The sequence below is a fragment of the Frigidibacter albus genome (assembly GCF_009908165.1).
GTDB lineage: Bacteria > Pseudomonadota > Alphaproteobacteria > Rhodobacterales > Rhodobacteraceae > Frigidibacter > Frigidibacter albus.
Map to the genome: position 1 here is coordinate 262,826 of NZ_JAAAUC010000001.1, position 23,032 is coordinate 285,857.

16 protein-coding genes are annotated in these 23,032 nt (G+C 68.4%); 9 read left to right on the forward strand and 7 right to left on the reverse strand.

The window, feature by feature from the left end:
- Positions 1 to 3 precede the first annotated feature (3 nt).
- From GVY41_RS01210 to GVY41_RS01230, 5 genes are all read left to right on the forward strand, one after another.
- Complete coding sequence (locus tag GVY41_RS01210; protein WP_161342569.1) at positions 4 to 1,881, forward strand: nitric oxide reductase activation protein NorD; 1,878 nt, start codon at positions 4 to 6, stop codon at positions 1,879 to 1,881.
- A 1-nt stretch (position 1,882) separates the two neighbouring features.
- Positions 1,883 to 2,071, forward strand: a complete 189-nt coding sequence (locus GVY41_RS01215) for a hypothetical protein (protein WP_161342571.1) — start codon at positions 1,883 to 1,885, stop codon at positions 2,069 to 2,071.
- On the forward strand, positions 2,068 to 2,280 hold the full coding sequence (locus GVY41_RS01220; protein WP_161342573.1) for an NnrT protein: 213 nt from the start codon (positions 2,068 to 2,070) through the stop codon (positions 2,278 to 2,280). The genes GVY41_RS01215 and GVY41_RS01220 overlap by 4 nt, the downstream gene beginning before the upstream one ends.
- 70 nt (positions 2,281 to 2,350) lie before the next feature.
- Positions 2,351 to 2,512: a LysR family transcriptional regulator gene (locus tag GVY41_RS20670; RefSeq protein ID WP_414458117.1), complete on the forward strand. Its 162-nt coding sequence runs from the start codon at positions 2,351 to 2,353 to the stop codon at positions 2,510 to 2,512.
- 256 nt (positions 2,513 to 2,768) lie between these two features.
- Positions 2,769 to 3,230 carry an Lrp/AsnC family transcriptional regulator gene (locus GVY41_RS01230; RefSeq protein ID WP_161342577.1) on the forward strand — a complete coding sequence of 154 codons (462 nt, stop codon included), beginning with the start codon at positions 2,769 to 2,771 and terminating at the stop codon, positions 3,228 to 3,230.
- 9 nt (positions 3,231 to 3,239) lie between these two features.
- Here the strand turns inward: GVY41_RS01230 and GVY41_RS01235 are convergent, their stop codons facing one another.
- The 7 genes from GVY41_RS01235 to GVY41_RS01265 form a co-directional block, all read right to left on the reverse strand.
- On the reverse strand, positions 3,240 to 4,670 hold the full coding sequence (locus GVY41_RS01235; protein WP_161342579.1) for an aminotransferase class V-fold PLP-dependent enzyme: 1,431 nt from the start codon (positions 4,668 to 4,670) through the stop codon (positions 3,240 to 3,242).
- A 246-nt stretch (positions 4,671 to 4,916) separates the two neighbouring features.
- Positions 4,917 to 6,179: a TRAP transporter large permease gene (locus GVY41_RS01240; protein WP_170301088.1), complete on the reverse strand. Its 1,263-nt coding sequence runs from the start codon at positions 6,177 to 6,179 to the stop codon at positions 4,917 to 4,919.
- Positions 6,180 to 6,225: 46 nt separating this feature from the next.
- Entirely contained in the window at positions 6,226 to 6,813 is a 588-nt protein-coding gene (locus tag GVY41_RS01245) for a TRAP transporter small permease subunit (protein ID WP_161342583.1), read from the reverse strand.
- A 60-nt stretch (positions 6,814 to 6,873) separates the two neighbouring features.
- Entirely contained in the window at positions 6,874 to 7,884 is a 1,011-nt protein-coding gene (locus GVY41_RS01250) for a TRAP transporter substrate-binding protein (RefSeq protein WP_161342585.1), read from the reverse strand.
- Positions 7,885 to 7,943: 59 nt separating this feature from the next.
- The gene (locus tag GVY41_RS01255; protein ID WP_161342587.1) at positions 7,944 to 8,981 is read right to left on the reverse strand and encodes an L-idonate 5-dehydrogenase; all 1,038 of its coding nucleotides are present in this window, start codon (positions 8,979 to 8,981) and stop codon (positions 7,944 to 7,946) included.
- Positions 8,982 to 9,004: 23 nt separating this feature from the next.
- Positions 9,005 to 9,772 (reverse strand): SDR family oxidoreductase, encoded by a 768-nt coding sequence (locus GVY41_RS01260; RefSeq protein WP_161342589.1) that lies wholly within the window; start codon positions 9,770 to 9,772, stop codon positions 9,005 to 9,007.
- On the reverse strand, positions 9,769 to 10,968 hold the full coding sequence (locus GVY41_RS01265) for a mandelate racemase/muconate lactonizing enzyme family protein (protein WP_161342590.1): 1,200 nt from the start codon (positions 10,966 to 10,968) through the stop codon (positions 9,769 to 9,771). The genes GVY41_RS01260 and GVY41_RS01265 overlap by 4 nt, the downstream gene beginning before the upstream one ends.
- Positions 10,969 to 11,158: 190 nt before the next feature.
- Here GVY41_RS01265 and GVY41_RS01270 point away from each other — a divergent pair, with 190 nt between their 5' ends.
- The 4 genes from GVY41_RS01270 to GVY41_RS01285 all read left to right on the forward strand — a co-directional run bounded on the left by GVY41_RS01270 (position 11,159) and on the right by GVY41_RS01285 (position 23,030).
- Positions 11,159 to 11,890 (forward strand): FadR/GntR family transcriptional regulator, encoded by a 732-nt coding sequence (locus tag GVY41_RS01270; protein WP_161342592.1) that lies wholly within the window; start codon positions 11,159 to 11,161, stop codon positions 11,888 to 11,890.
- 190 nt (positions 11,891 to 12,080) lie between these two features.
- Positions 12,081 to 12,275: a hypothetical protein gene (locus tag GVY41_RS01275; RefSeq protein ID WP_161342594.1), complete on the forward strand. Its 195-nt coding sequence runs from the start codon at positions 12,081 to 12,083 to the stop codon at positions 12,273 to 12,275.
- Between the two features lie 88 nt (positions 12,276 to 12,363).
- Complete coding sequence (locus tag GVY41_RS01280; RefSeq protein ID WP_161342596.1) at positions 12,364 to 13,254, forward strand: hypothetical protein; 891 nt, start codon at positions 12,364 to 12,366, stop codon at positions 13,252 to 13,254.
- Positions 13,251 to 23,030, forward strand: coding sequence for a DUF6603 domain-containing protein (locus GVY41_RS01285; RefSeq protein ID WP_161342597.1), 9,780 nt, complete (start codon positions 13,251 to 13,253; stop codon positions 23,028 to 23,030). Before GVY41_RS01280 ends, GVY41_RS01285 begins: the two co-directional genes overlap by 4 nt.
- Positions 23,031 to 23,032 lie beyond the last annotated feature (2 nt).

Genomic DNA, 23,032 nt, shown 5'->3' on the forward strand with positions numbered 1-23,032 from the left:
GCCATGGCCCTGCACCCGATGGACCTGATGGAGCCCGAGGAAACCGTCGGCAACCTCTGGCACGGGCTCGCCCTGCGACTGGCCCCGGTGACGGGGCATGAGGGCAGCGCGGTGACGCTGGAGGCCCTGCGCCCCAGCGTCACCCTGCTGTTCCGCGCGCTTGGCGGTGCGCCGGGGGTCGAGGTTGCGGCCAGCCCCGCCACCGCCTCGCGCCACCGCCGCGGGCTTGGCGCCCATCTGGCCGAGGCGCGGGTGCTCGAGCATGTTGCCCGCTTTGATGGGAGCAGCCTGCGCATGCCGCCGGTGATGGAGGCGTTCCCGACGGTGGAGCTGAACCGCGCCGCCTATCTGTGGCTGGCCGCCCTCGCGGCGCTGGCAGAGCCTGATGCCGCGCCTGCCGACCCCTTGGCCGCCGACCTTGCGCATCTGGCGGCGATGCACCGCGCGACCGCCCGGGTGCTGCTGCTCTGCCCCGGGCTGCGCGCGCCCCATGCCGCGTTCTGCGCGCATCTGGCCGCCGCGCCGCTTGCCGCCGCCTCCCCCGCCGAACGCCGGGTGGCTGATCTTGCCCGCGCCGTGCTGGCGGGAGACACCCCGCCCCTGCAGGACGCCGCCCCCGCCCCCCGCGGCTATGCCCCGCTGGCGCCGCTGCCGATCTGGCTGCGGCTCGATGCTGCCGGCGCCGGGGCCAGCGCCGCACCCGATGGCGATGCGATCAGCGCGCCGCCCGGCCTTGCCTCTGCCACCCGCAAGCAGGCGATGCGCGAGGAGAACGAGCAGGCCAACCGCACCGACAGCTTCATCATGCACCGCTTTGAATCGATCCTGTCCTGGGTCGAGAGCATGGGGCTGAACCGCGCCACCGATGATGACGATCTGCAAAACGCCCAGAAGGCGGCCGAGGATCAGGACCACATCGCCCTGACCCGTCACCACAAACGCGCCGCCACCCGGCTGCGCCTGCATCTCGACCTTGCGCCGCAAGATGCCGACCATGAACGGCTGTCGGACCGCTTCACCTATCCCGAATGGAACCACCGTGCCCGCGCCTATATGCCGGACCACACCCGCGTGCTGGAGGCAGAGGCGAGCCCCGGCGAGAGCTTCGCCCCCGACCCGCGGCTGATGGCCCGGGTGCGCCAGCAGTTCCAGGCGCTGCACCCCCGCCGTATCCTGATGCCGCGGCAGGTGGACGGGGCAGAGCTGGACCTTGACGCGCTGATCGCCGCGCGCGTCACCCTGCGCGCCAGCGGGCAGGCCAGCGACCGCATCTTCCGCGACCTGCGGCAGGTGGAACGCGATCTGTCGGTGGCGATCCTGATGGACTGCTCGCGCTCCACCGAATCCGTGGTGGGCACCCGCAGCATCATCGACACCATGCGCGAGGCGCTGGCGGCGCTGGCGGGCGGCATTGATGCCGCAGGCGACCGGCTGGCGATCTGGGGGTTCTCGTCGCTGCGCCGCGACCGGGTGTTCCTGACCCGCTGCAAGGGCTTCGAGGGACGGGTGACGCCCGAGGTGACCGCCCGCATCGGCGGCCTGCATCCGGGGCACTATACAAGGCTGGGGGCGGCGATCCGCCATGCCTCGGCCCAGCTTGCTACCGAGCCCTCGGCGCGCAAGCTGCTGCTGGTGCTGACCGATGGCAAGCCCAACGATCTTGACCACTACGAGGGCGTCCACGGCATCGAAGACAGCCATATGGCGGTGCGTGAGGCGCGGCGCGCGGGGCAGGCGGTCCACGCAGTCATCGTCGATGCCGACGGGCAGGACTGGTTCGCCCGCATCTTCGGCCGCGCCGGGTTCACCCTGCTGCCCGATCCCGCCCGGCTGGGCCGTGCCCTGCCTGACATCTACCGTTCGCTGACACAGGAGACCTGACATGCGCCTTCCCCTCTGCCTTGCCGCCATCCTTGCCGCCACCCTCTCTCCGGCCACAGCCTTTGCCGAGGCCTTCCAGCGCCCGATCCCCGAGCCGCAGACCGCCCAGGCGGAGATCAGCTATTTCGCCGCCTCGGTGTTGCTGCTGATGGCTCTGATCGGCGTGCAATGGTTGATCAGCCGCAGATGACCCGGATGCGCCTGACCCTTATCCTCTATCCGTTCGGGGCCGGGGCCATGGCGGTCAATCTGTTCTTCGCCTCGCTGATCGGCAGCTGGCTTGGCTGGCCGGTCCTGACGCCGGTGCAGTCCGTCCTGGGCGGGTTGGTGCTCGGCATCCCTGCCACATGGGCTTTCGCCGGCCATATCCGTCGGCTGATGCAAAAAGCCGACGGGTGACGACGGCGTGCCTTCCGCCGCCGCAGTTTCCCAGTGGCACCATCCCTTTCACATGACATTCTGCTGGACGATGGGGCAGGGTTTGGGTCGATGCGAAGAGCGCGGCACCGGTCGACCCGTTCGGAAAAGTGATGGATCCAAGCAACTCACGGCCTTTCGCACAGTCATGCGACACCGCACGATCACCGAGGCGGCGCGAGCCCTGCATGTCAGCCCGCCGTCATCCGGCTGATCTGCGATCTGGAGGCGAGGATAGGTTTCCGCTGCTCCACGGGTCCCTGCGCCCCCGCAATCCCCTTCCTCTCGGGTCGACCTGAGGGGCTTGCAGGGGCACCCACCGCCGTTCCCATGGACCGAAGCCTTGGAACATGCCACGCGGAATCTGCCCCGCTGCGCATGAAATCTCTCGCATTGCCGCGTGAGCGTGATAAAATATACTCACACTGCCCGCTGAGCGCAGTATCCTCGATCCAACCGTCAGGACACCCATGCTTGACCCATTCGACCGCAAGATCCTCATGCTCCTGCAGCGCAATACCGACCAGTCGGTGTCGGAGATCGCGGACGAGGTCGGGCTGAGTGCGACGCCCTGCTGGCGGCGGATCCGCAAGTTGCAAGAGCAGGGCTACATCAAGAAACGCGTGGCGCTGCTGGACGAGACCAAGCTGAACGTTGGCGTTTCGGTCTTCATGGCGATCCGCACCAATCAGCACACCGAAGAGTGGTCGCAGGCCTTTGTCCGTGCCGTGGGCGAGATCCCCGAGATTGTCGATGTGTTCCGCCTCGCCGGCGAGATCGATTACATGCTGCGCGCCGTCGTGCCCGACATCGCGACCTATGACCGGGTCTACAAGCGCCTGATCTCGAAGCTGGATATCCACGACATCTCGTCGATGTTCGCAATGGAGACGATCCGGTCGTCAACCGAACTGCCGCTCGACTACGCCTGAAGCGCGCCCTCAGGCAGCCTTCGGCGTGAAAATCGCCCGCGCGCTGTCCACGTCGTAGAAAGACGCAAAGCCGTGCGCCTCCTCCGACAGGGCTCGCACGCTGCCCAGGATGTAGTCAACCTCGGCGTCGCTCATCAGCACCGACAGGTTGAGCCGGACGAAACCCGGCTTCTCCAGCTCCTTGCCGCTGAGGATGTCGTCCCGCAACTGCGCCGCAATACCGTCCAGCCCCAGCAGTCGGAGCACATAGGGCCCCGCACAGGCGCAGCCGCCGCGCGCCTGGATGCCGTAGCGGTCGCTCAGCAGCCGGGTCGTCAGCTGCTGATGCACGAAGCCGCCGTCGGGGTGGCGGATGCGGAAGGACAGGATCGGCAACCGCTCGGGCACCGTGAGGCCAAGCACCTCGATCCCAGGCGCCGCTTGCAACGCGGCCAGCGCGCGGGCGGCGAGGCTACGGTTGCGCCCGGCCATGTGGGCGGCCCCGATTTCTTCCTTCAGGATCACGCAAAGGCAGGCGCGGATGTCGCCTACGATATTTGGCGTGCCGGCTTCCTCGCGATGCTCGAGTTGGCCGCTATAGTCGTGGGTCTCGGCCGAGACGAAGCGGACGGTGCCGCCGCCGACCCAGGTTGGCCGGCCGGACACGACGGCATCGCGGCGCAACACCAGCACGCCTGAAGCCCCCGGCCCGCCCACGAATTTGTGCGGCGAGAACACGAGGGCGTCGATCTCGGCACCCGGGGCAGGGGTCATCTGCATCGGCAGATAGGGGCCGCCCCCGGCGTAGTCCCAGACGATGCGGGCGCCCGCGGCCTTGACCCGGCGGGTCAGGCCTTCGACATCGGCGATGATGCCTGTCACGTTGGAGGCCGCCGAGAACGCGCAGATGATCCGGTCGAAATCCCCCACGTCGGCCAGCGCATCATCCAGCCTGTCCAGATCCGGTCCGCCGGTCGCCGCTTCGGGCAAGGTCACGACCTCGGCCCCGCTCTCCCGCCAGGGCAGGATGTTCGAATGATGTTCGTAGGGGCCGAGGATCACCTTGACCCGGCCCCGGTCGGCGCCCAGCAGGCTCACAAGGCGGTTCAGCCCCGCGGTCGCGCCGGACCCGGTGAAGATGACGGCGTGGTGCGCATCGGCCCCGCAATGGGCGGCGATGGTGGCGCGCGCGGCGTTGCGCAGCCGGGTCATGAAGCTTCCGCAATGCGAGGCTTCGGTGTGGCTGTTGGCGTAGTAGGGCAGCACCTTTTCAAGAACGAACCGCTCGATCGCCATATGCGCGCGTCCCGAGGCCACGTAGTCGGCATAGACCATTGTCTTGCGCCCGAATGGGCCGTCGATTTCAGCCGCCTTTCCCACGATGCCCTCGGCAAGTTCGCGCCCTTTGGGAAGTGACTCGCGGAAGGCTGACAGCAGGGGAAGGGTGGGATGTTCGGTCATGCGACTGCTCCTGGGGTATGGCGGCAGACTACGGAAAGCGTGGCGCAAAATGGTCGCCTTCTGTAGCCGACATTCGGCGGTCGCGTGTCATTGCGTTCCAATATTTCCCCGGGACAGCGAAATTTTCTCTCACAACCGACATGTTCGTTAACATGACTCTCCAGCAGCAACGCAGCGGCGGCGGGGGCGCAAGATCAGGGGCTGAGCGGCGCAGCAGCCATTTGCCCCGCCATTGGTCAAGATCGCCTAGCGTCCAGTGATCCCCGGGAACATGATCAGCAAGGCAACCGCGAGGATCTGCAATCCGATGAAGGGGATCAGCGCGCGGAAGATTTCTCCCAGTGACATGTCGGGCGGTGCCACGCTCTTGAGGTAGAAGGCGGCTGGCCCGAACGGGGGCGAGAGGAACGAGATCTGCATGTTCATGCAGAACAGCACGCCGAACCAGACCGGATCGAGCCCGAGCGAGACGATGATCGGAACGAAGATCGGCATGGTCAGCAACGCGATACCGACCCAGTCGAGGAAGGCCCCCAGCACGAAGAGGATCACCATCATCACCAGCACGATCACGGTGGGATTGTCCGAGATGCCGGTCATCAGCGCAGTGATGAAGCGGATGCCGCCCATCAGGTTGTAGACGCCGACCAGCGCGGTGGCGCCGATGCCGATCCACACGATCATGCCCACGGTCGCCAGCGTCTGCAGCGCCGAGTCGCGCAGCAGCGCATAGGTGAACTCTCCGCGCAGGATGGTCGCCAGCAGCACGCCGCCGACGCCGACCGCCGACGCCTCGGTGACCGAGGCGATGCCGCCATAGATCGAGCCGAGGACGACGAACACCACCAGCAGCGGCATGATCAGCCCCTTGAGGAGCTTGGCCTTCTCGACATTCGGCACGGGGACGGTATCCGGGGCAGGGGCCAGGGACGGATTGAGGTTCACCCGGATCAGGATGTAGGCGACATAGAACATCGCCAGCATGAAGCCCGGCATGAAGGCGGCGGTGAACAGGTCGCCGATCGAGACGTTGGCGGTGAGGCCGTACATGATCAGCACGATGGAGGGCGGCACCATCGCCCCGAGCGAGCCGCCGGCGCAGACGACGCCGATGGACAGCGCCCGGTCATAGCCCTGCCGCAGCATCTGTGGCAGCGCGAGCAGGCCAAGCAGCACGATCTCGCCGCCGATGATCCCGCTCATGGCGGCAAGGATCACGGCGACGAAGATGGTCTGCACCGCGACCCCGCCGCGTAGCCGGCCGCCGATCAGCTTCATCGCATCGAAAAGGTCGCGCGCGATGCCGGACCGGTCGAGGATCGCCGCCATCAGCACGAACATCGGCACCGAGACGAAGATGAAGCTTTCGACGAAGGTGTAGATCCGGCTGGTGATCAGGGGGATGGCCATCGGCCCGAACCAGCCAAGCGCGAAGATCAGCGCGACCAGCAGCGTCACGAAGGCCAGCGGCATCCCGGTCAGCAGCAGCAGGACCATCAGGCCGAACATGACTGCGGTGCCGGGGCCGATGCCGAGGGCGGACAGATCGAAAAGCTCAGCCACGGCGATCCCCTTTCAGACGGCGGAAGTGGTTCCAGGCCAGCACGAGGTATTGCAGCGCCAGCAGGATCATCACCACCAGCAGGAAGGTCTTCACCAGGGCGGGGGTCGGCGGGTTCCAGGCAGACCCGCTCCGTTCCAGCCGGAACGCGCCGCTGGGGGCGAAGGTGGCGTTGCGCACCATCAGCACGGCGGCATAGGTGAAGGCCAGCGATGCAATGCACGAGACGATGGAGATCAGCACGTCCATCACCCGCCGCCAGTAGGGCGAGAGCGAGTCGTAGATCAGCACGACGCGGATATGAGAGTTGCGCGAGGCGCAGTAGAGCCCGCCGAAGATGAAGGCGATCCCGCACAGGAACGTCGTCGTCTCATGCGCCCACCGGGTGGGGCTGTTGAAGATATAGCGCAGGAAGACCTCCAGCAGCAGCACGAGTGCGGCGATCACGATGCCCGCGGCGAAGATGTAACCCAGCCTGTCCACCTGCCGCCCCAGCCACCCGGCTTCGGCAAGCGGGCCGGGCAGTTCCGTTGTCGGCAAAATGACCGGGCTCCCGGGATCGGGGTCGGGGTGCAGCGCCATCTAATCGTCCTCCCAGTGTCGAAAGACGGGCGGGCCCGAAGGCCGCGCCCGCAGAGCCGTTTACAGCATGCCCTTTTCGGTCAGGTAGGCGTTCAGCGCCGTGAAGACCTTGCCCGCCATCTCGGACCCTGCCGCGACCTTCTCCCATTCGGCGCGGGCGATGGTGCGGAACTTGGTACGCTCTTCATCCGACCAGTTGTGCACGGTGACGGTCCCAGAGGCCTTGGCCGCTTCCACGGCTTCCAGGTCGCGTTCCTTGAGTGTGGTGATCTGGGTCTGCTGGAACACCTTCACCGAGGCGATCATCGCCTCTTGCAGATCGGCGGGCAGGGCATCCCACTTTTCCTTGTTCATCGACACTTCGATAAGCGGCAGCGAGTGGAACCCCGGATAGACCGGATGCGGGGCGATGTCGTTCATCCCCAGCTCCTGATTGACCGAGAACACCGAATAGTCGGCAGCGTCGATCACCTTCTTGTCGAGCGAGGTGTAGACCTCGGACGAGGGCAGGTTCACCGGCGCTGCACCGGCGGCGGCAAAGACGTTGGCGATCATGCCTTCGGGGCTGCGGACCTTGACGCCGGCCAGATCGGCCACACTGTCCAGCGGCACGGCCGAAACGAAGGCCTCAAGCCCCGGGGTCGAGACGCCGATGAACTGCAGGCCGTAGGGGTTGATCAGCTCGTTCATCAGCTCCTTGCCGCCGCCATTCTCGACAAAGTCGATCATCTGCGCCGGGTCCGACCAGGCGCCGACCGGGTTGGCGATCAGCCCGAAGGCGGGGTCCTTGCCGGCGAAATACGAGGTGTCGGTGATATGGCCGTCAAGGATGCCGGCGGCAATGGCCTCGGGCGTTTCCTTGTAATCGACGATGGAGCCGACGGGCATCAGGTCGATGGCGATGCGGCCGCCGGTCATTTCCTTCACCGTCTCGGTCCAGCCCTGCTGGAAGATGTAGTTCGGGTTGCCCGCTGGGTCAGATGACTGCCAGCGGAAGGTGAAGTCCTGGGCCGAGGCGGTGCCCGCCATCAGGACGGCGGCACAGACGGTTGCCGCGAGGTTGCGTTTCATGGGTAATCCTCCCTGGATTGATTAGACGACGACGTAACTGTTGGGCCGGGCGCCCCCACTCACCCGGCGTCGAACGCGATCTGCACCTTCATGGAGCGGCTGCGATCCCCCGCGCGCTCAAAGGCCGCGATGGCCTCTGACATCGGCAGGGTGGCGGTGATCAGCGGCGAAAGATCGACCACGCCCCGGTCGATCAGATCGACCGCCTGCGCGAATTCGCTGTCGAAGCGGAAGCTGCCGATGGTGCGGATCTCCTTGGTGACGAGCAGGCTGAGCGGCAGGGTGGCATCCGCCCCCAGGCCCACCAGCACCAGCAAGCCGCCGGGCTTGAGCACTGTGAAGGCCGAGAGCAGGGCCCTGGGGTTGCCCGAGCATTCGAAGACGACGTCCACCGTGCCCTTGCCCGCCGCCAGATCGTCCAGCGAGCTGCCTGCCAGATTGATCACCCGCGTCGCGCCAAGACGGCGGGCGATGTCCAGCGGCGGATCTGACAGGTCGGTGGCGATCACCTCCTGCGCGCCGGCGCGGGACGCGGCCAGCGTGGTCAGGCAGCCGATGGGGCCACAACCCGAGACAAGCACGCGCGCGCCGGTCAGGCCACCCGCCTGCCGCACCGCGTGCAGGCACACTGCGAAAGGTTCGGCGCAGGCGGCTGTCCCCAGATCGGTGCCGGGGCTGAGCCGGATCAGCTGTGCGGCAGGCAGGGTCACGCCTTGGCGGAACAGACCCTGCTGATGCGGAAACCGCATGGCGCTGCCGCTGAAACGCATGTCCGTGCAGTGGTTGCGCATCCCCTTGCGGCAGAAGGCACACTCGTTGCAGGGCATCGAGGGGTTGATGGCGACCTTGTCACCGGCGGCAAGGCCGGAAACCCCGCCCCCGACCTCGGCCACGACGCCCGAAACCTCATGCCCCAGTACCATCGGCTCGCGCAGCTTCACCGCGCCAAAGCCGCCGTGGTGATGGTAATGCAGGTCCGACCCACAGATCCCGCCGCGCGCGACATTGACCCGGACCTCGCCCGCCTGCGGAGGCATGGCCTCGGGCCGAGTGTCAAGGCGCAGATCGTTGGGCGCGTGGATGACGATGGCTTGCATGTGTGACCCTCCCCGGTCCGCTGTCAGAGCACCGAGATCATGCCGCCATCGGCATAGATGATCTGGCCGTTGACATAGTCCGACGCTGCAGAGGCAAGGAAGATCGCCGTGCCCGCCAGTTCTTCGGGCCGGCCCCAACGCCGGGCGGGGGTGCGCCCCTTCACCCAGGCGTCGAAGGCGGGGTTCGAGATCAGCGCCTCGTTCATGTCGGTGATCATGTAGCCCGGGCCGATGGCATTGGCCTGGATGCCATGCTCGGCCCATTCGGCGGCCATCGCCTTGGTCAGCATCTTGATGCCGCCCTTGGCGACCGTGTAGGGCGCGACCGTGGCGCGGGCGAGTTCGGAGGTGAGCGAGCCGATATTGATGATCTTGCCGGCGCCGCGGGGCACCATGCGCCTGGCCGCCTCGCGGCCCACGAGGAAGGCCGAGGTCAGGTTGGTGTCGATCACCCGCTGCCAGTCTGCCGTCTCCAGCTCCAGCAGCGGTTTGCGGAACTGGATGCCGGCGTTGTTCAGCAAGATGTCGATGGCGATCCCATCGGCATCGAACCCGGCGAAGGCGGCCACGACCGCGGGTTCATCCGTCACGTCGAAGGCGGCGGTCAGCACGTCATGGCCCTCGGCGCGCATCTCGGCCGCGGCTTCTGCCAGCCGCGCCGCATTCACCCCGTTCAGCACCACTCGCGCCCCGGCCTGCGCCAGTCCTTCGGCGAAGGCACGCCCCAGCCCGCGGGACGAGCCGGTCACAAGCGCGGTTTTGCCTGTCAGATCGAACAGCTTCATGGTCATACCTCCGAAACGCGTGAGGAGAGGTCGGACCTCTCGAAAAAGGCGGGCAGCAGCTCCAGCCCGAGGCCGGGCGCCTCGGTGGGATAGACATATCCGCCCTCAATCTTCGGCATCTCGGTGACCAGTTCCAGATACCAGCCCTTGTAGAAGGCCCGGACGGATTCCTGGATCAGGGTATTGGGCTGGCTGAAGCTCATATGGATGGCGGCGGCAAAGCCGACCGGGCCGATGCAGTCATGCGGCGCGAAGGGCCGGTGATAGGTATCGGCCATCGCGGCGATCTTGCGGCCCTCGGTCAGCCCGCCGGTCCAGCACAGGTCGGCCATCACCACATGGGCGGCGTCGCGGTCGAGATATTCCTTGTAGGCAAAGCGCGACCCCAGCGTTTCGGACGCGCAGGTCATCACCGTGGTGGAGCGGGCAAATTCCGCCAGCGCCTGCGGCGAGTTCATCTTGATCGGGTCTTCATACCACAGCGGCTGATAGGCCTCGACCTCGCGCGCGATCTTCATCGCCGTGGGCAGGTTCCACAGCGAGTGCATTTCCAGCATGATTTCCATCTTGTCGCCCACGGCGCGGCGGATTTCCTCGAAGGGTTTCAGCGCGATCTTCATCGCGCTGGCGCTGATATGCTGGCCCTTGAACTCAGCGGCGTGCGGATCGAACGGCCAGATCTTCATGGCGGTGATGCCGTTTTCAAACAGGTCCTCGGCAAGGGCGGCAGGCCGGTTCATGAAGCCGTCAAGATCCTCATAGGGGCTCTCGACCGAGCCAAGATCCCAGTTTGCCACCGGCTTGATGTTGCCCGACCGGACGTAGCGGGTGCCGGCGCAGGTGTTGTAGATGCGCATCTTGTCCCAGCACTGCCCGCCGAGCATCTGGTACACGGGCTGGCCGCAAACCTTGCCGAACAGGTCCCACAGCGCGATGTCGATGGCCGAGGCGGCGCGGTATTCCACCCCCGTGCTGGCCTGTGCCATCGGCAGGCTGACCATTTCCCTGTGCAGCAGCTCGATGTTTAGCGGGTTCTGGCCCAGCAGGCGCACCGACAGCGTGTCATGGATATGCGCCTCGACGGCGCCGGCGCCATAGAACGTCTCGCCAAGCCCGGTGATGCCGGCATCGGTTTCGACATGCACCCAGAGGACGTTCGAGAACTCTACCGCGCGGAAGGTTCTGATGGCCGTGATCTTCATGCTGCGCTTTTCCCGCTTCGCCTGATCCCGGGCAAAACAAGGCCGTTGCCGAAACATGACGTTCCGGCACATGGGTCACTTGCTTGTCGCTTTCCTCCGGGAAGAATCAGGCTGTCTGACTTTTCTCTGGCCGGACGTAAGCACGGCCCCTACAATCGTATCAACAGAAAACTCGCTATTGGCGGCAAAAATGAACGAACCTGTCATACAATCCGCGTCCGACAGTGTGGCGGTACCCTCCGGCCTCGTCGAGCGGGCGATCACGGACATCCGCGCGCTGATCCGGGATGCCGGGCTGAAGGCGGGGGATGTCTTACCGTCGGAAACCGCGATTTCCGAACGGCTTGGCGTGTCACGGGCGGTGACGCGCGAGGCGTTTCGCGCCCTGTCTGCCCTGCGCATCCTGGAGATCGGCAATGGCCGGCGGGCGCGAGTTGCCGCGCCGGATGCCGCCGCGCTGAGCATGATCATCGACCACACGGTCTATACCAAGCAGCTGTCGATCCAGCAGGTGCTCGATGTCCGCCGCACGCTGGAACTGCGCACCGCCAGCCTCGCCGCGCTACGGCGCAGCGATGCCGAGGCGCGGATGCTGCAAGACACCGTGGCGCAGATGTTCGCCAGTCTTGAAGATCCTGGCAAGCTGATGGGTCTCGACATCCACTTCCACGAAGTCATCGCGCGGGCGTCCGGAAACTCGCTTTACGCCATTCTGGTCGGATCGTTTCGGGTGATCACCGAGCAGACCTGGCATATCGGCTGGCGCAGCCGCGGGTCGCTGGCGAACCGGACCGAGAATATCCGCTGCCATGAGCGCATCGCCACGGCAATTGCAGTACAGGATCCGGTGCGGGCCGAGACGATGATGGCCGAGCATTTCGACTCGGCGATGACCGTTCTGCTCAGCGCGGGCGTGACCTGACCCAGAGACCCTCCATCCCGTGACCGCGCGATACGATGGTCGCAAATCCGGCAGCCGGTCAGACCCCGGCCGACCGCAAGGCCGGTGCCTGCGCCAAGGATTGCCTTGACAGAATCGCCCGAAGTACCGCTCTGATTGTAAATATAGGTCTGCTTTATTTCATTCCCTTTGGCGTCTGGGGGGCAGTATTTTGTATTCGCTCATCATGACCAGCGGCATTCGCCGCTTGATGGAACGCGAGTTTGTTCCGTTCGTCCTCGCCCTTCTGATCGCACAAATCTGGTTCAAATGGGGGAGCTTCTCCTTGGAGCTCGTCGGCTTTCTCGCCGTGTGGTTTGTCCTCGGCCTGCTGGCAAACATCCTGCTGGGTGCCCTGAAGCGATAGACGCGGGCCCCCGAGGGCCGCGCTTTGAAGCGATGCTCCGCCGGCAAACTGGCGGGGAGCTCCACTTGTTTTTCTCAAGGCTTGGCTCATGGTGCGCCCACCTGCAGAGCAACCTTCCCGTCGCACCGCCGTCCTTGAGGAACGGCTGCGCGAGCTGCGGGGCAGGCGTGACCTCACCGCCGCCGACAGGCGCCGTCTTGAGGCGATCTTGCGTGAGATCGGAAATCTTGGCGGGATCAGCCTCGACGACCTTCTGAAGCCCGACAAACCCGACAAGCCAGGCGGCCCGAACGACGACCCCATCCCTGTTGCCGGCGATTTTCAGGGCGCCGAGATCGAGCCCGCGCAGATCGCAAAACTGATCGGCAAGATGGCGGGCGATCCGCCGCGCGGCGTCGACGGGCTCGACTTCGTCATCGGATCTGTCCTTGGCCAATTGCGGGCCGAACGCCCCGAAACCCTTCCGGCCAAGCCCGTTCCCAGCGGGCGCAAGGGCGCAGTGCTGCCAATGTCCACGGCCGCGCTTGGCCCGCTCCTCCAGCTTGCCGCGTTGCGCCGGACAGAGGGAGAGGCCAGCGCGGTCTGGGACGATGGCACCAACCAGCTTGTGGTCCATGCCGCCAAGGTCAGCAGCGCCGTGACCGAGGGACTTGTGCGCATCTGTGTGCCCGTAGAGTGCGACCAGGCGAGCGGGGACATGGAAATCGCCTTTGCCGTGGGCAGCGGGGCCCGGGTGGCGGGGATGATCATGGCCACCGCCGACCGCCCCGCGGGCGAGCCGCTGATCGCACGGGTCTGGGGAGAGGCGTTGACCGCCTTCGCCTACGGCATCCTTCTGGATCTCGCCGACAGCCTCGCCGGCGCCTCGGGCCGGGATGAACGCAACGACCGGCTGGTGCCACGCGGCCTCGTCGCCCGGCGCGGGCAGTTGCGGGTGGAGACGCAGGCGCGCTTTGCCTATGACAGGAGCGCGAAATGAACGCCTTCGCGCCCGGTGACTTCGGCGAGATGTCGGGCCTCTTGCGCGCCCTCGGGCTTGTCACGGCGGCGGGGGAGTTCAACAGTGACTGGATTGCCAACCCGGACGACTACCTCAAGGACATGCTCGCCGAAGACGGGCAGCGGCAGGCCCTGCTGAACTTCGTCGCCACGCTGCGTGAGGGGCAGATCGAGCGCGATGCCGAGAACCGGCAATGGATCGAGCTGTTCTCGGAACCCCTGGCGCCCGGCTCCGCCATCGTCTTCTTCCTTGTCGTCGATGACGCGCCGCAAGACGAGGTGCGCCTGTCGCTGGGCGTGCGTTTCGCCACCTCGGCACCGCTGGCGGTCAGCGCCTCGTCGCTGCTGTTCCCGCTGTTCCGCGCCGGCAAGAAGGGGCGTCCGGCGACCCCCTCGCCAGAGCTGATGGGCCGGCCCGGCGGGCGGATCGTGATGACCAGCGAGGTGACGATAGCGGATGCCCCCGCAGCGCCCGGCGAGGCCGGATTGCAGGCGGTGGGTGTGCTGCTGTCGGTGCCCACGGCGCTGGGGGACGGTGATCCGCAGATCGGGCTGACCCTTCGCGGCCTGCAGCTTCCGGGCGAGGCGGCGGGCCGTGATCTGGTGCTGTCACTCAGTGATCCGGAGGCTGTGGCGGATGCCGGGATCGAGCTGATCCTTGGCCTGTTGCAGGCGCAGATCGGCACGGCGGCGGGGGCGCAGATCCGGGCGTTCGCCAAGCTGCTTGGCCTTGCGGGTGACCCGAACATCCCCGCCTTCCCCATTGCCGATGTGGTGGAGCGGGGCGCCGCGGCCCTGGGCGACTGGATGGCGCAGGCGCTGGGGGATGCGCCGCGCCGCACCGCCTGGCTGCAGGCGCTGGCAGAGCTTCTGGCCAATGGCGCCGCCGCGAGCCCCTCGGGCGTCACGCTGCCCGTTGGCGCGGCGCAGGTGCGGATCGGCCTCGCCGCGGTGCCGGGCGCCGGGGGGCGCCCGGTGGTGACGCTGTCGCTGTCCTTCGGCTTCAGCCAGGGCGCGGCAGAAGTCGGGATCACGGCCGATCTCGTGCGCATTGACCTTGGGACCAGGGCCGCGGTTGCCGTGCCCTCGCTGCGGGCGGAGGCGCGGTTTGACCTGTCCGCGCTGGCGATGCCGAATGTCGCCGCCGACGCAATGCTGATCGGCTTCGGCCTTGATGCTGGGCGGCGCCCGCTGCTGGTGATCGCGCTGGAAAATGCCGTGGTCTTTGGCACCACCCATGCACGGCTCGACCTGACCAACCCCGATGCGCTGGCGGCGGCGGCGGCGCAGGCGGCGACGGATGCGTTGGCAGAGGTGCTGAACACTCTTGGCCCCGCGGCGGACCGGATCGCGGTGGCCCTGGGCTGGCGGGCGCCCCCCGGCGCGGGCGCGGGCTACCCGCGCGTCGACCTGATCGCCTTCCTTGGCGACCCGCTGGGCGCGCTTCGGGCGCATTGGGATGACGTGATGTCGAACCATGCTGCGGATGTCACCGCGGTGCTGGCACAACTGCGCGAGCTGCTCACCGGCGACGCCACCCCTGGCTCCGTGACCGGCAGCGGCACCTCGGCCTCCCCGTGGCTCTTGCCGCTGGTTGCGGGGCTGCACGTCGCGGTCTGGCGCGGCGCAGACGGGCGGCTGACGCTCGGGCTCGGCTTTGTGCGAAGCGTCGATACGCTGGGCCAGCGCTGCACGGTGATCGAAACGCGGGTGCGCGCCGCCATCGTGGCGATTGACCTTGCCAGCGGCGGTGCCAGCTTCCTGCCCGAGGTTTTGGTCCAGGCGTTGGGCCGCGCCCGTGGCGGCGGGCGGCTGGTTACCGATCAGGGCGCGGTGCGGGTTGAGGTGGACCATCTGGGCATCACCGCCCTCTGGACGCCGGATGGCGGGTTCGGCATCCGGCTGTCCGCCCCGAACCCGGCGGTGGTGTTCGACAATGTGCCCCTGCCCCTGCCGGTCCCCGACCTGTCACTGCCCTTTGACGAGATACTGGCCAGCCTTGGCAATCGCGAGTGGGAGGCGCTGGAGCGGTTGGCCGCCATCGTCGCCACCAAGCTGCAATCGCGTTGGCTCGATGATCTGGTCGAGGCGCTTGGCTGGCGGCCCGCGGCGCCGATGTTGGGCGGGCCGAGGCGGCACCGCCTTGCGCTGTCGGCGCTGGTGGACGATGCGGGCATGGCCATCCGCGAATGGCTGGCCGATCTGATCGGCGACCCCGAGGCAGAGGTGGCGCGGCGGCTGCAACCGCTGGCACGGTTCCTGTCGGGGCGGCCGAACGCCTCGTTCGTGGTGGAGGGGCGCGGCACGATCACCGAGCCTTGGCGCATCGACCTCTTGCCGGGGTCCGGCCTGCCCGCGCTGGCCGCCTGGCGCGAGCCGGATGCCCCGCTGCCAGTGCCGCAGACGCTGCATTCGATGGGCCTGAGAGGCTGGCGGCCGGGCGCCACAGGGCTGGGCCCCGGAGAGCTGGCACAAGCGATCCTCAGCGAGATGCCCGATGTCGGCGGACCTTTTGGTGCCGGGCTGACGGCCGAGGCGCTGCATCAGGGGCTGATGGCCGTTGCCGCGCTGTGGCAAGGCACTGACGGGCTGGTTCCGCCGCCCGCCGCCGCGCCGGCGGGCACGGTACTGCACCTTGTCCAGAACCGCTCTGCCGCCGGGCTGATCGCGGGGCTGGACCTTGCAGTGCTCCTTGGCGCCGCCCCGGCAATGGTGGTGCAGGTGACGGTGCTGGCGGCGGGCGCTGCCGTCGATGCCGCCATCGACCCTGCCCGCATGCTTGACATGCGCGAGGCCGGGCGCGACCCGGGGGCGTTTACCCCGCTGGCGGGGCCCGGCACCTGGCATGTGCTCCTCGCGCCGCGCGCCGATGCAAAACTGGCCAGCGGCGATCCCGATGGCACGCGCGGACAGGTCGCGCGGCTGAAGACCGTGCTGCAGGATCTGGCGGGCGCCACCGTCATCGCCGATGCCGCCGCGGGCCACGCGGCCTGGCTGGCGCTGCATGAAATGGGTAGCGGCAACAACCGGCTGGTGACCGTTGGCCTGCCGCTGAGCGCGCTGCCGCCGCCCGCCGCCGCGACGGCCGAGATGCTGCGCCGCCTTGGCGAGTTCCTGCCGGGTCCCGACCCGGCCGAGCCGGACGATGCCGATCTGGCCACCGCCCGGCGGCTGTTGTCGATGCGTCTGGGCGCTTCGGCCTTCGATCTGGCCGGCCTTGCGCTGCCCTCGGGGTGGACGGGCGCCAGACGCGCCGACCTCGAAGTGCATCTGGTTCACGGCGTGATCGACCGCGACACCGTCAACCGGGCGCTGACGGCGACCGTCGCGGCGGGGCTGAGCCTGCATGCGCAGGTGCGTGCCCGCAAGCGGCCGTCCCGGCAGATCACCTCGGCGTCGCTCGGGCTGTACCTGCCGCTCAGGAATGCTCCGGCACCGGGCGGCCTTGCGGTGGAAGGTCAGGCGCTGGCCGAGCTGCTGGGCTGCGACATCGACAGCACCGGCCGGTTCCCGCTGCCCCGGGCGCGGGCTGCCCGGCGCATTGCGGCTGGCTTCGAGATCCGGCGGCAGGGCGGCTGGCTCATCGGCGGGCCGGGCGCTGCGGTTCGGGCGCTGCCGCTGGAACTGCGCTCCATCGACGTGGCGGTGCGGCTGTCGCTTGGCGGCACGGAGCCGGGGCTGGACCGCTGCGAAGTGACGCTGCACGGCGTGCGCATCCACGGGCGCGCCTTCCCGCGGCTGGTGCTGTCGCCGGGCCTGCCGGATGCGGGCCTGGGCATCGACGGTCTGGCGGCGCCGACGACGCCGGAAATCCGCCAGCTGATCTCGGTGGTGATGCAGGACCTGGAGGCGAGCGCCGATGTCACGCTTGGCCGCATCCGCGAGGCGCTGAAGGCGGTGGGCGTGCTGGATGCGGCCGGTGGCTTTGACGGGCTGTCGCTGTCGAACTGGCTCGACGATCCGGCGGCGCGGCTGCAAGAGGCGCTGGCCGATGCCGCCCTGCGCCAGCGGCTGCTGGACCTGATCGCGGGATTTGCGGCGGATCATGCCGGGCTGAGCTTCGATGCGGGCTCAAGGTCACTGACCGTGGCCTTGTCCGGTTCAACGGGCGAGCCGGTGTTCGGCGACTGGGCGCTTGCGGCGACGCTGCGCCCGGCGGGCGCTTCGGGCGGGTCCCTGCGGCTTGGCGCAGCAGGCGGTTTGCAGCTTGCAGCGACGCTGGCCCCATTCGCGCTGACGCTGCGCCTGCCGGCGGGTCTGGCGCAGGGCCTTGACCTGCCCGAGGCGCTGCCGATCTGGCCCGCGCCGAACTTCGAGCTTCTGGCGCGGCCGGTGCTGCCAGCCCTCGCCGCCTTCGCGCTGTCGAGGATCATCGAGGGCCTTCGCGGCTCCGACCCGGCCGTGCAGCCGGTGATCGACGCCGCGCTGACTGCCTTTGGCCTCTTGAAGACTGTCGCGGGCAGTCAGGTGACGGCAGTTCCGCCGCAGGTGTTCATCGACCCCGGAGCGTGGATCAAGACGGCGCTTGGCTCCTCGACCGCCGTGACGTCGGCCCGAGTCATCGCCGCGCTGGATGGGCTGAGGCCCTTGGTCAACCTGCCCGGCGCGCCCGGCGTGTGGGACCTCGCCCCCGGGATTTCGCTGCGCGCCCGCTCGCAGGCAGGCACGGTGCTGGAGATCACGCTCGACCCCGCGCTGTTCCTGCCCGCCGCGGACGTCGCCCTTGGCGGCGCCTTCGGCCTGCGCTTTGGCACCGATGGCAGCGTCCAGCCCGCGCTGGACCTGTTCGTGGGCCTGAAGGGCGGGGCAGCGGGAACGCGCGCCGTGCATCTGACCGTGGCGGGCAGCGACGTTGCGCTGGTCCTGCGCCCTGCGGCCGGCGGCGATATCGGCATCTACCCAGAGGTCGGCGGGCTGACCCAGCTTGCGGCGGCGGGGGTGGTCGCGGCGCTGCCCGAGGCGCTGGATGCGATCGTGGCGACGGGGACGGACGCGGGCAACTTGCTGGGCGACATTGGTGACGCGCTGCAACTGCGGCAGGGCGGCGCTTTCGACGCGGCGCAGTTGACCGCCTGGGCGACGGACCCGGCGAGCACCTTGCAAGCGCGCTGGCCGCAACTGCTGGCCGGCGGGCTGGCGCGGCTTGGCCCGGCGCTGCCGGCGGGGGTTGCCGTCACCACGCCGGCGGGCGGGGTGCGGCTGCAGGTGAACAATGCCGGCACCCCCGGCTCGGTCATCGCCATCGGCTTCCTTGCCAACCCGGTCGCGGTGGAGGTGTCGGCCACCATCGCCGCCATTCCCTTCGTGCGCAGCGTCGCCGCGACGCTGCGCTTCGACGCCACAGGCCTGACCCTTCTGCAGGCCACCGTCGGCCCCGCCGAGATCCCGCTTGTGGATGCCATCGTGCTGCGCCCCGTGGTCCGGCTGGACATAGGCAGCGCGGCGGCCGATCCGTTCATTTCCGTCGGCCTTGCGACCGATGCCGCCAATACGAACGCGCTGGCCCTGCGCTATGACTTCGACACCGAGAGCTTCGATCTGGGCTTCGGCGGCAACTCGCCCGAAGAAATCGCCGCCGGGATCATGCGCTTTGCCATCGACCTGATCGGCTCCTTCGTCATGGACCTCGGCCCGGTGGTCGAGATCCTCGACCTCGATGTCGGGTCCAGCGACGTGCGCGCGGTGTTGGAGGGCGTGGTTCTGGTGCCGGGCGCCGGGCTCGACCCCGAGTTCTTCCGGGTGCTGCCGAACCCGGGCGAAACACCGCAGCAATTCTTCGACACCAAGCTGCAACGCGCGCTGAAGCTGCTGGACAACATCGCGGCCGCGGCCCCGAGCGTGTCGATCGGCGGCGAGCTGAATATTTCGCTGGCGAAGTCGGGCAATTCCATCGGCCTCGCCCTGACGCTTGCGCAACGGCTGGAGATTGTCGGCGGCGACATCGCCGTCTGGCTGGAGAATGACAGCCGCTGGATCATCGGCGGCCCGCCCGCGGGCATCGCCATCGGGCTGTTGCGGGTGCAGGGCGCGACCATCGGGTTCGAGCCGTCGCTGTCGGTGAACGGCCTCGGCATCCGGGTGGGGCGCAGCAATGCACCGCTGCTGGCAACGCCGCTGTCGCTTGGGTCCATCGCGCTGCACATCTTCGCGCGGATCGGGGCGGGCGAGATGCTGGGCGGCGCGCAGGTCCAGCTGGCCGAGATCGGTGCGGCTGTCGGCGGGGCCAGCGGTGGCAACCCCATCGCGCAGGGAATGCTGGCCGAAACGAACAGCGGCGATGCGGCCCTCGCGCCCGCCTTCAGCCCCGCCTTCTCGGTCCAGACCCGGCCCGCGGCGCAGGGCGGCGGCATCGCCTTTGGCTTCTCGGCGGGCGAGGGGGGGGGGCCCTGGTGGTTGCCGATCCGCAAGCAGTTCGGCCCGCTGTATATCGCGCAGGTGGGGCTGGGGACGCAGGTGTCGAACGACACGCTTCAGTCGATCTCGCTGCTGTTCGACGGGGGCGTGTCGATTGCCGGGCTTTCGGCGGCGGTCGACGATCTGGAGCTGCGCTACAATCTCGATCAGGGCGGCATCTTCGATCCGGCGTCGTGGAGCGTCGATCTGGCCGGGCTTGCCGTGTCGGCCGATCTGTCGGGCGTCACGCTGGCGGGGGGGCTGCGCAAGTTCGGCGAGAACCCGGATGTCGAATATGTCGGGATGCTGGTGGCCCGCGTCGCGACCTATGGCCTGTCGCTCTATGGCGGCTATGCCTCGATCCAGACCGGGCCGCAGGGACCCTTCACCGCCTTCTTCGCCTTCGGCGCGGTGACCGGCCCCATCGGTGGGCCGCCGGCGTTTTTCCTGACCGGCATCGGCGGCGGCTTTGGCATCAACCGCGACGTGGTGCCGCCCACCGACATGTCGAAGTTCGACGAGTTCGTGATGATCGCGGCGCTGGACCCGTCCTTCGATCCGCCGGGCGACCTGATGGCCTATATGGAGGAGGTGCGGAACACCTTCCCGGCGCTGAAGGACCGCTTCTGGTTCGCCGCCGGGATCAGCTTCAATTCGTTCGCGCTGGTCGACGGGGTCGCGGTGGTTTGCATCGAGTTCGGGCAGGGGTTCGAGCTGTCGATCTTTGGCCTCGCCCGCATGGCCCTGCCGCGACCAGAGGTGGCGCTGGTGTCTATCGAGCTTGGCCTGATGGCGCGCTTCTCGACGGAAGAAGGCGTGATCTGGATCCAGGCGCAGCTGACCGACAATTCCTGGCTGCTGCACAAAAGCGCGCGGCTGACGGGGGGCTTTGCCTTTGTCAGCTGGTTCAAGGGGCCGCTCGCGGGCCAGTTCGTGCTGAGCTTGGGCGGCTTCCATCCCAGCTTCAGGCGCGACGGCTACCCGGTGGTGCCGCGCCTCGGGTTCAACTGGAGCGTGGCAAGCAACATCGTCATCAAGGCCGAAACCTATTTCGCCCTGAGCTCCGAGGCGATCATGGCGGGCGGGTTGTTCGAGGCCAGCGCCAAGTTCGGCCCCGCCTTCGCCAATCTCAGCTTCGGCGGCAACGCCATCGTCTATTTCGATCCGTTCCGCTACATGGCGGATGCCCATGCCCGCGTGTCGGCCGGCATCCGCATCAAGACCTTCCTTGGAACGGTCCGGCTGTCCTACACGCTGGGGGCCTTCATCGAGGTGGCGGGGCCCCAGTTCCACGGCAAGGCCCGGATCGAGGTGGGCCCCATCGACATCACCGTCCGCTTTGGCAACTCTGCCAATGTGCCGGCGGTCTATATCTCCTGGACCGATTTCGCCGCCAAGTATCTGGAGCTTGCGCCCGGCAACCGCGCGCAGGCGCTCAGCGGGATGGCTGGCAAGGGCGCGCTGCCACCCGCCAGCGCCACGGGCACCGAACCGGGGACGGCCGATGGCTCCGCCGCGCATCCCTTTGATGTCAGCTCGGAGTTCGAGCTGTCCTTCACCACCACCATCCCCGTCACCCGGATCGACCGGGCGGGCACGATCACCCCCACGCCCGCCGGCAAGCAGCTTGGCCTCGCGCCGGTGAACCGGGTGATCCACAATTCCACGCTGCACCTGTCGCTGAAGAAGGACGGTGTGGGGGCAGAGCGGCTCGGGGATACCCTGAAGATCGTCATGAAGCCGCGGCGCACAGGGGCTTTCCCCGTCGGGGTCTGGGGCCCGGCGCAGAACCCCGATGTGCGGACGGTGCCGAAGGGCGACATCATCACCGCCACCGAAGGCGTCGATTTCGTCTTCAAGCCGCAGCTGATCGGCAAGATCCCGGCCCCGGCGACAGGCGGGGTGGCGTTCAATCAGGTGGAAGCCGGGCCGCGCAAACCGCTGCCGCTGCGCAATGCCGGGGCGCTGCGGGCGCGGCTGGTCAGCGAGGCAGTCGCCCTGCGTGCGGTGCTGTCGGGGCTGGACGCGGCCAGGATGCCGCAATTCACCGCCGACTGGCGGGCCGCGGGGCGCAGCGATACCGCGGTGCGGTCCTGGGCCCGCGAACGCGCGGTCCCGATGCGCGTGGGGCTGCTGTCCGAGAGGATCGTCGGCACCGCGGCCGCGGGCGGCAAGAAGCCGGTGGTCGTCCGGCCCCGGCCCGTGCCCGGCGCGGTGTTCGGCACGCTCAAGGTGCGCGGCGTGATGATGCAAGCGATGCGCGCGACCCCGGGCCTGACCGTCGCCGCGCAGACCACGGTGAAGGGCGCGCTGTCAGAAAAGGTCAAGCGCATGGTTCCGCCGACGATGGCGGACGCGCTGGCGGGGCGCGAGACGCGGTTCGCCACCGCGCTTCTGCGCGCCGAGATCGCGGAGCCGCTGGCCAAGACCACCCTGATCGCCCGCGCCGTGCTGCCCGAAACCGTGGCGGCGCGGACGGCGGTCTCGGCCGGGGCGGGCAAGGCTGCGGCGGCGGACCGGGCGGTGCTGGCGGGCATCGCGGCGATGGTCACCGCCCCGCGGGGCCGCCGGCGGGTCCGCGGCGCCGCGCCTGCCCGCGCCCTGTCGGCAGGCGAGATCGCGGTCTTCGACCTGCCCGCCGCCTCGCCCCGGTTCGAATCCTCGGGCGTTCTGCAGATCACCGGCACCGCGCGGCTGATCGCCATCGGCCTTGATGGGCGCATCGCGCTGAACCAGTTCCCGGCGAAGGACATGACAGAGCTGCCGAGCGCGCTCAGCGCCTTTGCCCTGATCGCGGGGGCAGAGCCCGGGGCGGAGCTTGCGGGCTGGGTCGAAGGCTCGCGCCTTGCCTATCTCGACCGCTCTGTCTCCCGCTGCCTTGGCGGCTTTGTCACCGCGGAGGGCGCCTCGCGCAGCCGGGGCGGGCGGGCGGCAGCGTCGGGATGGATACAGGCCGGCACGCTGACCGACCAGTCCGCGCTGGTCGTCACCCGCTTCGACGCCCCCGCAACCTCGCTGGCGCTGGTGCTGGAGGGGACGCTGACCGACACCGACCTCGAGAACCTCGCCATCGCCTTTGACGGGGCGGAGGAGGCAGGCGCCCGGCCGACGCTGCTGCCCTTCGATGGCAAGACGCTGATCGTCTATGCGCTGAAGGCCGGGGCCGGCTTTTCGGTCAGCGTCGGCGGCCAGACGCCGGGCACGCTTGACGGTGTAGTGGCGGCGCGGCTGCCGGCCGACCGGCTCGCCTCGCGCATGGTGGCCGAGGCGGTGCGCCTCGATCTCGAGGCGGTGGCAGACCCACGGTCCGGCACGGTGACTGCCAGCTGGCAGGCCCCAGCCGACCTGAACCCGGTGGAGTAGAT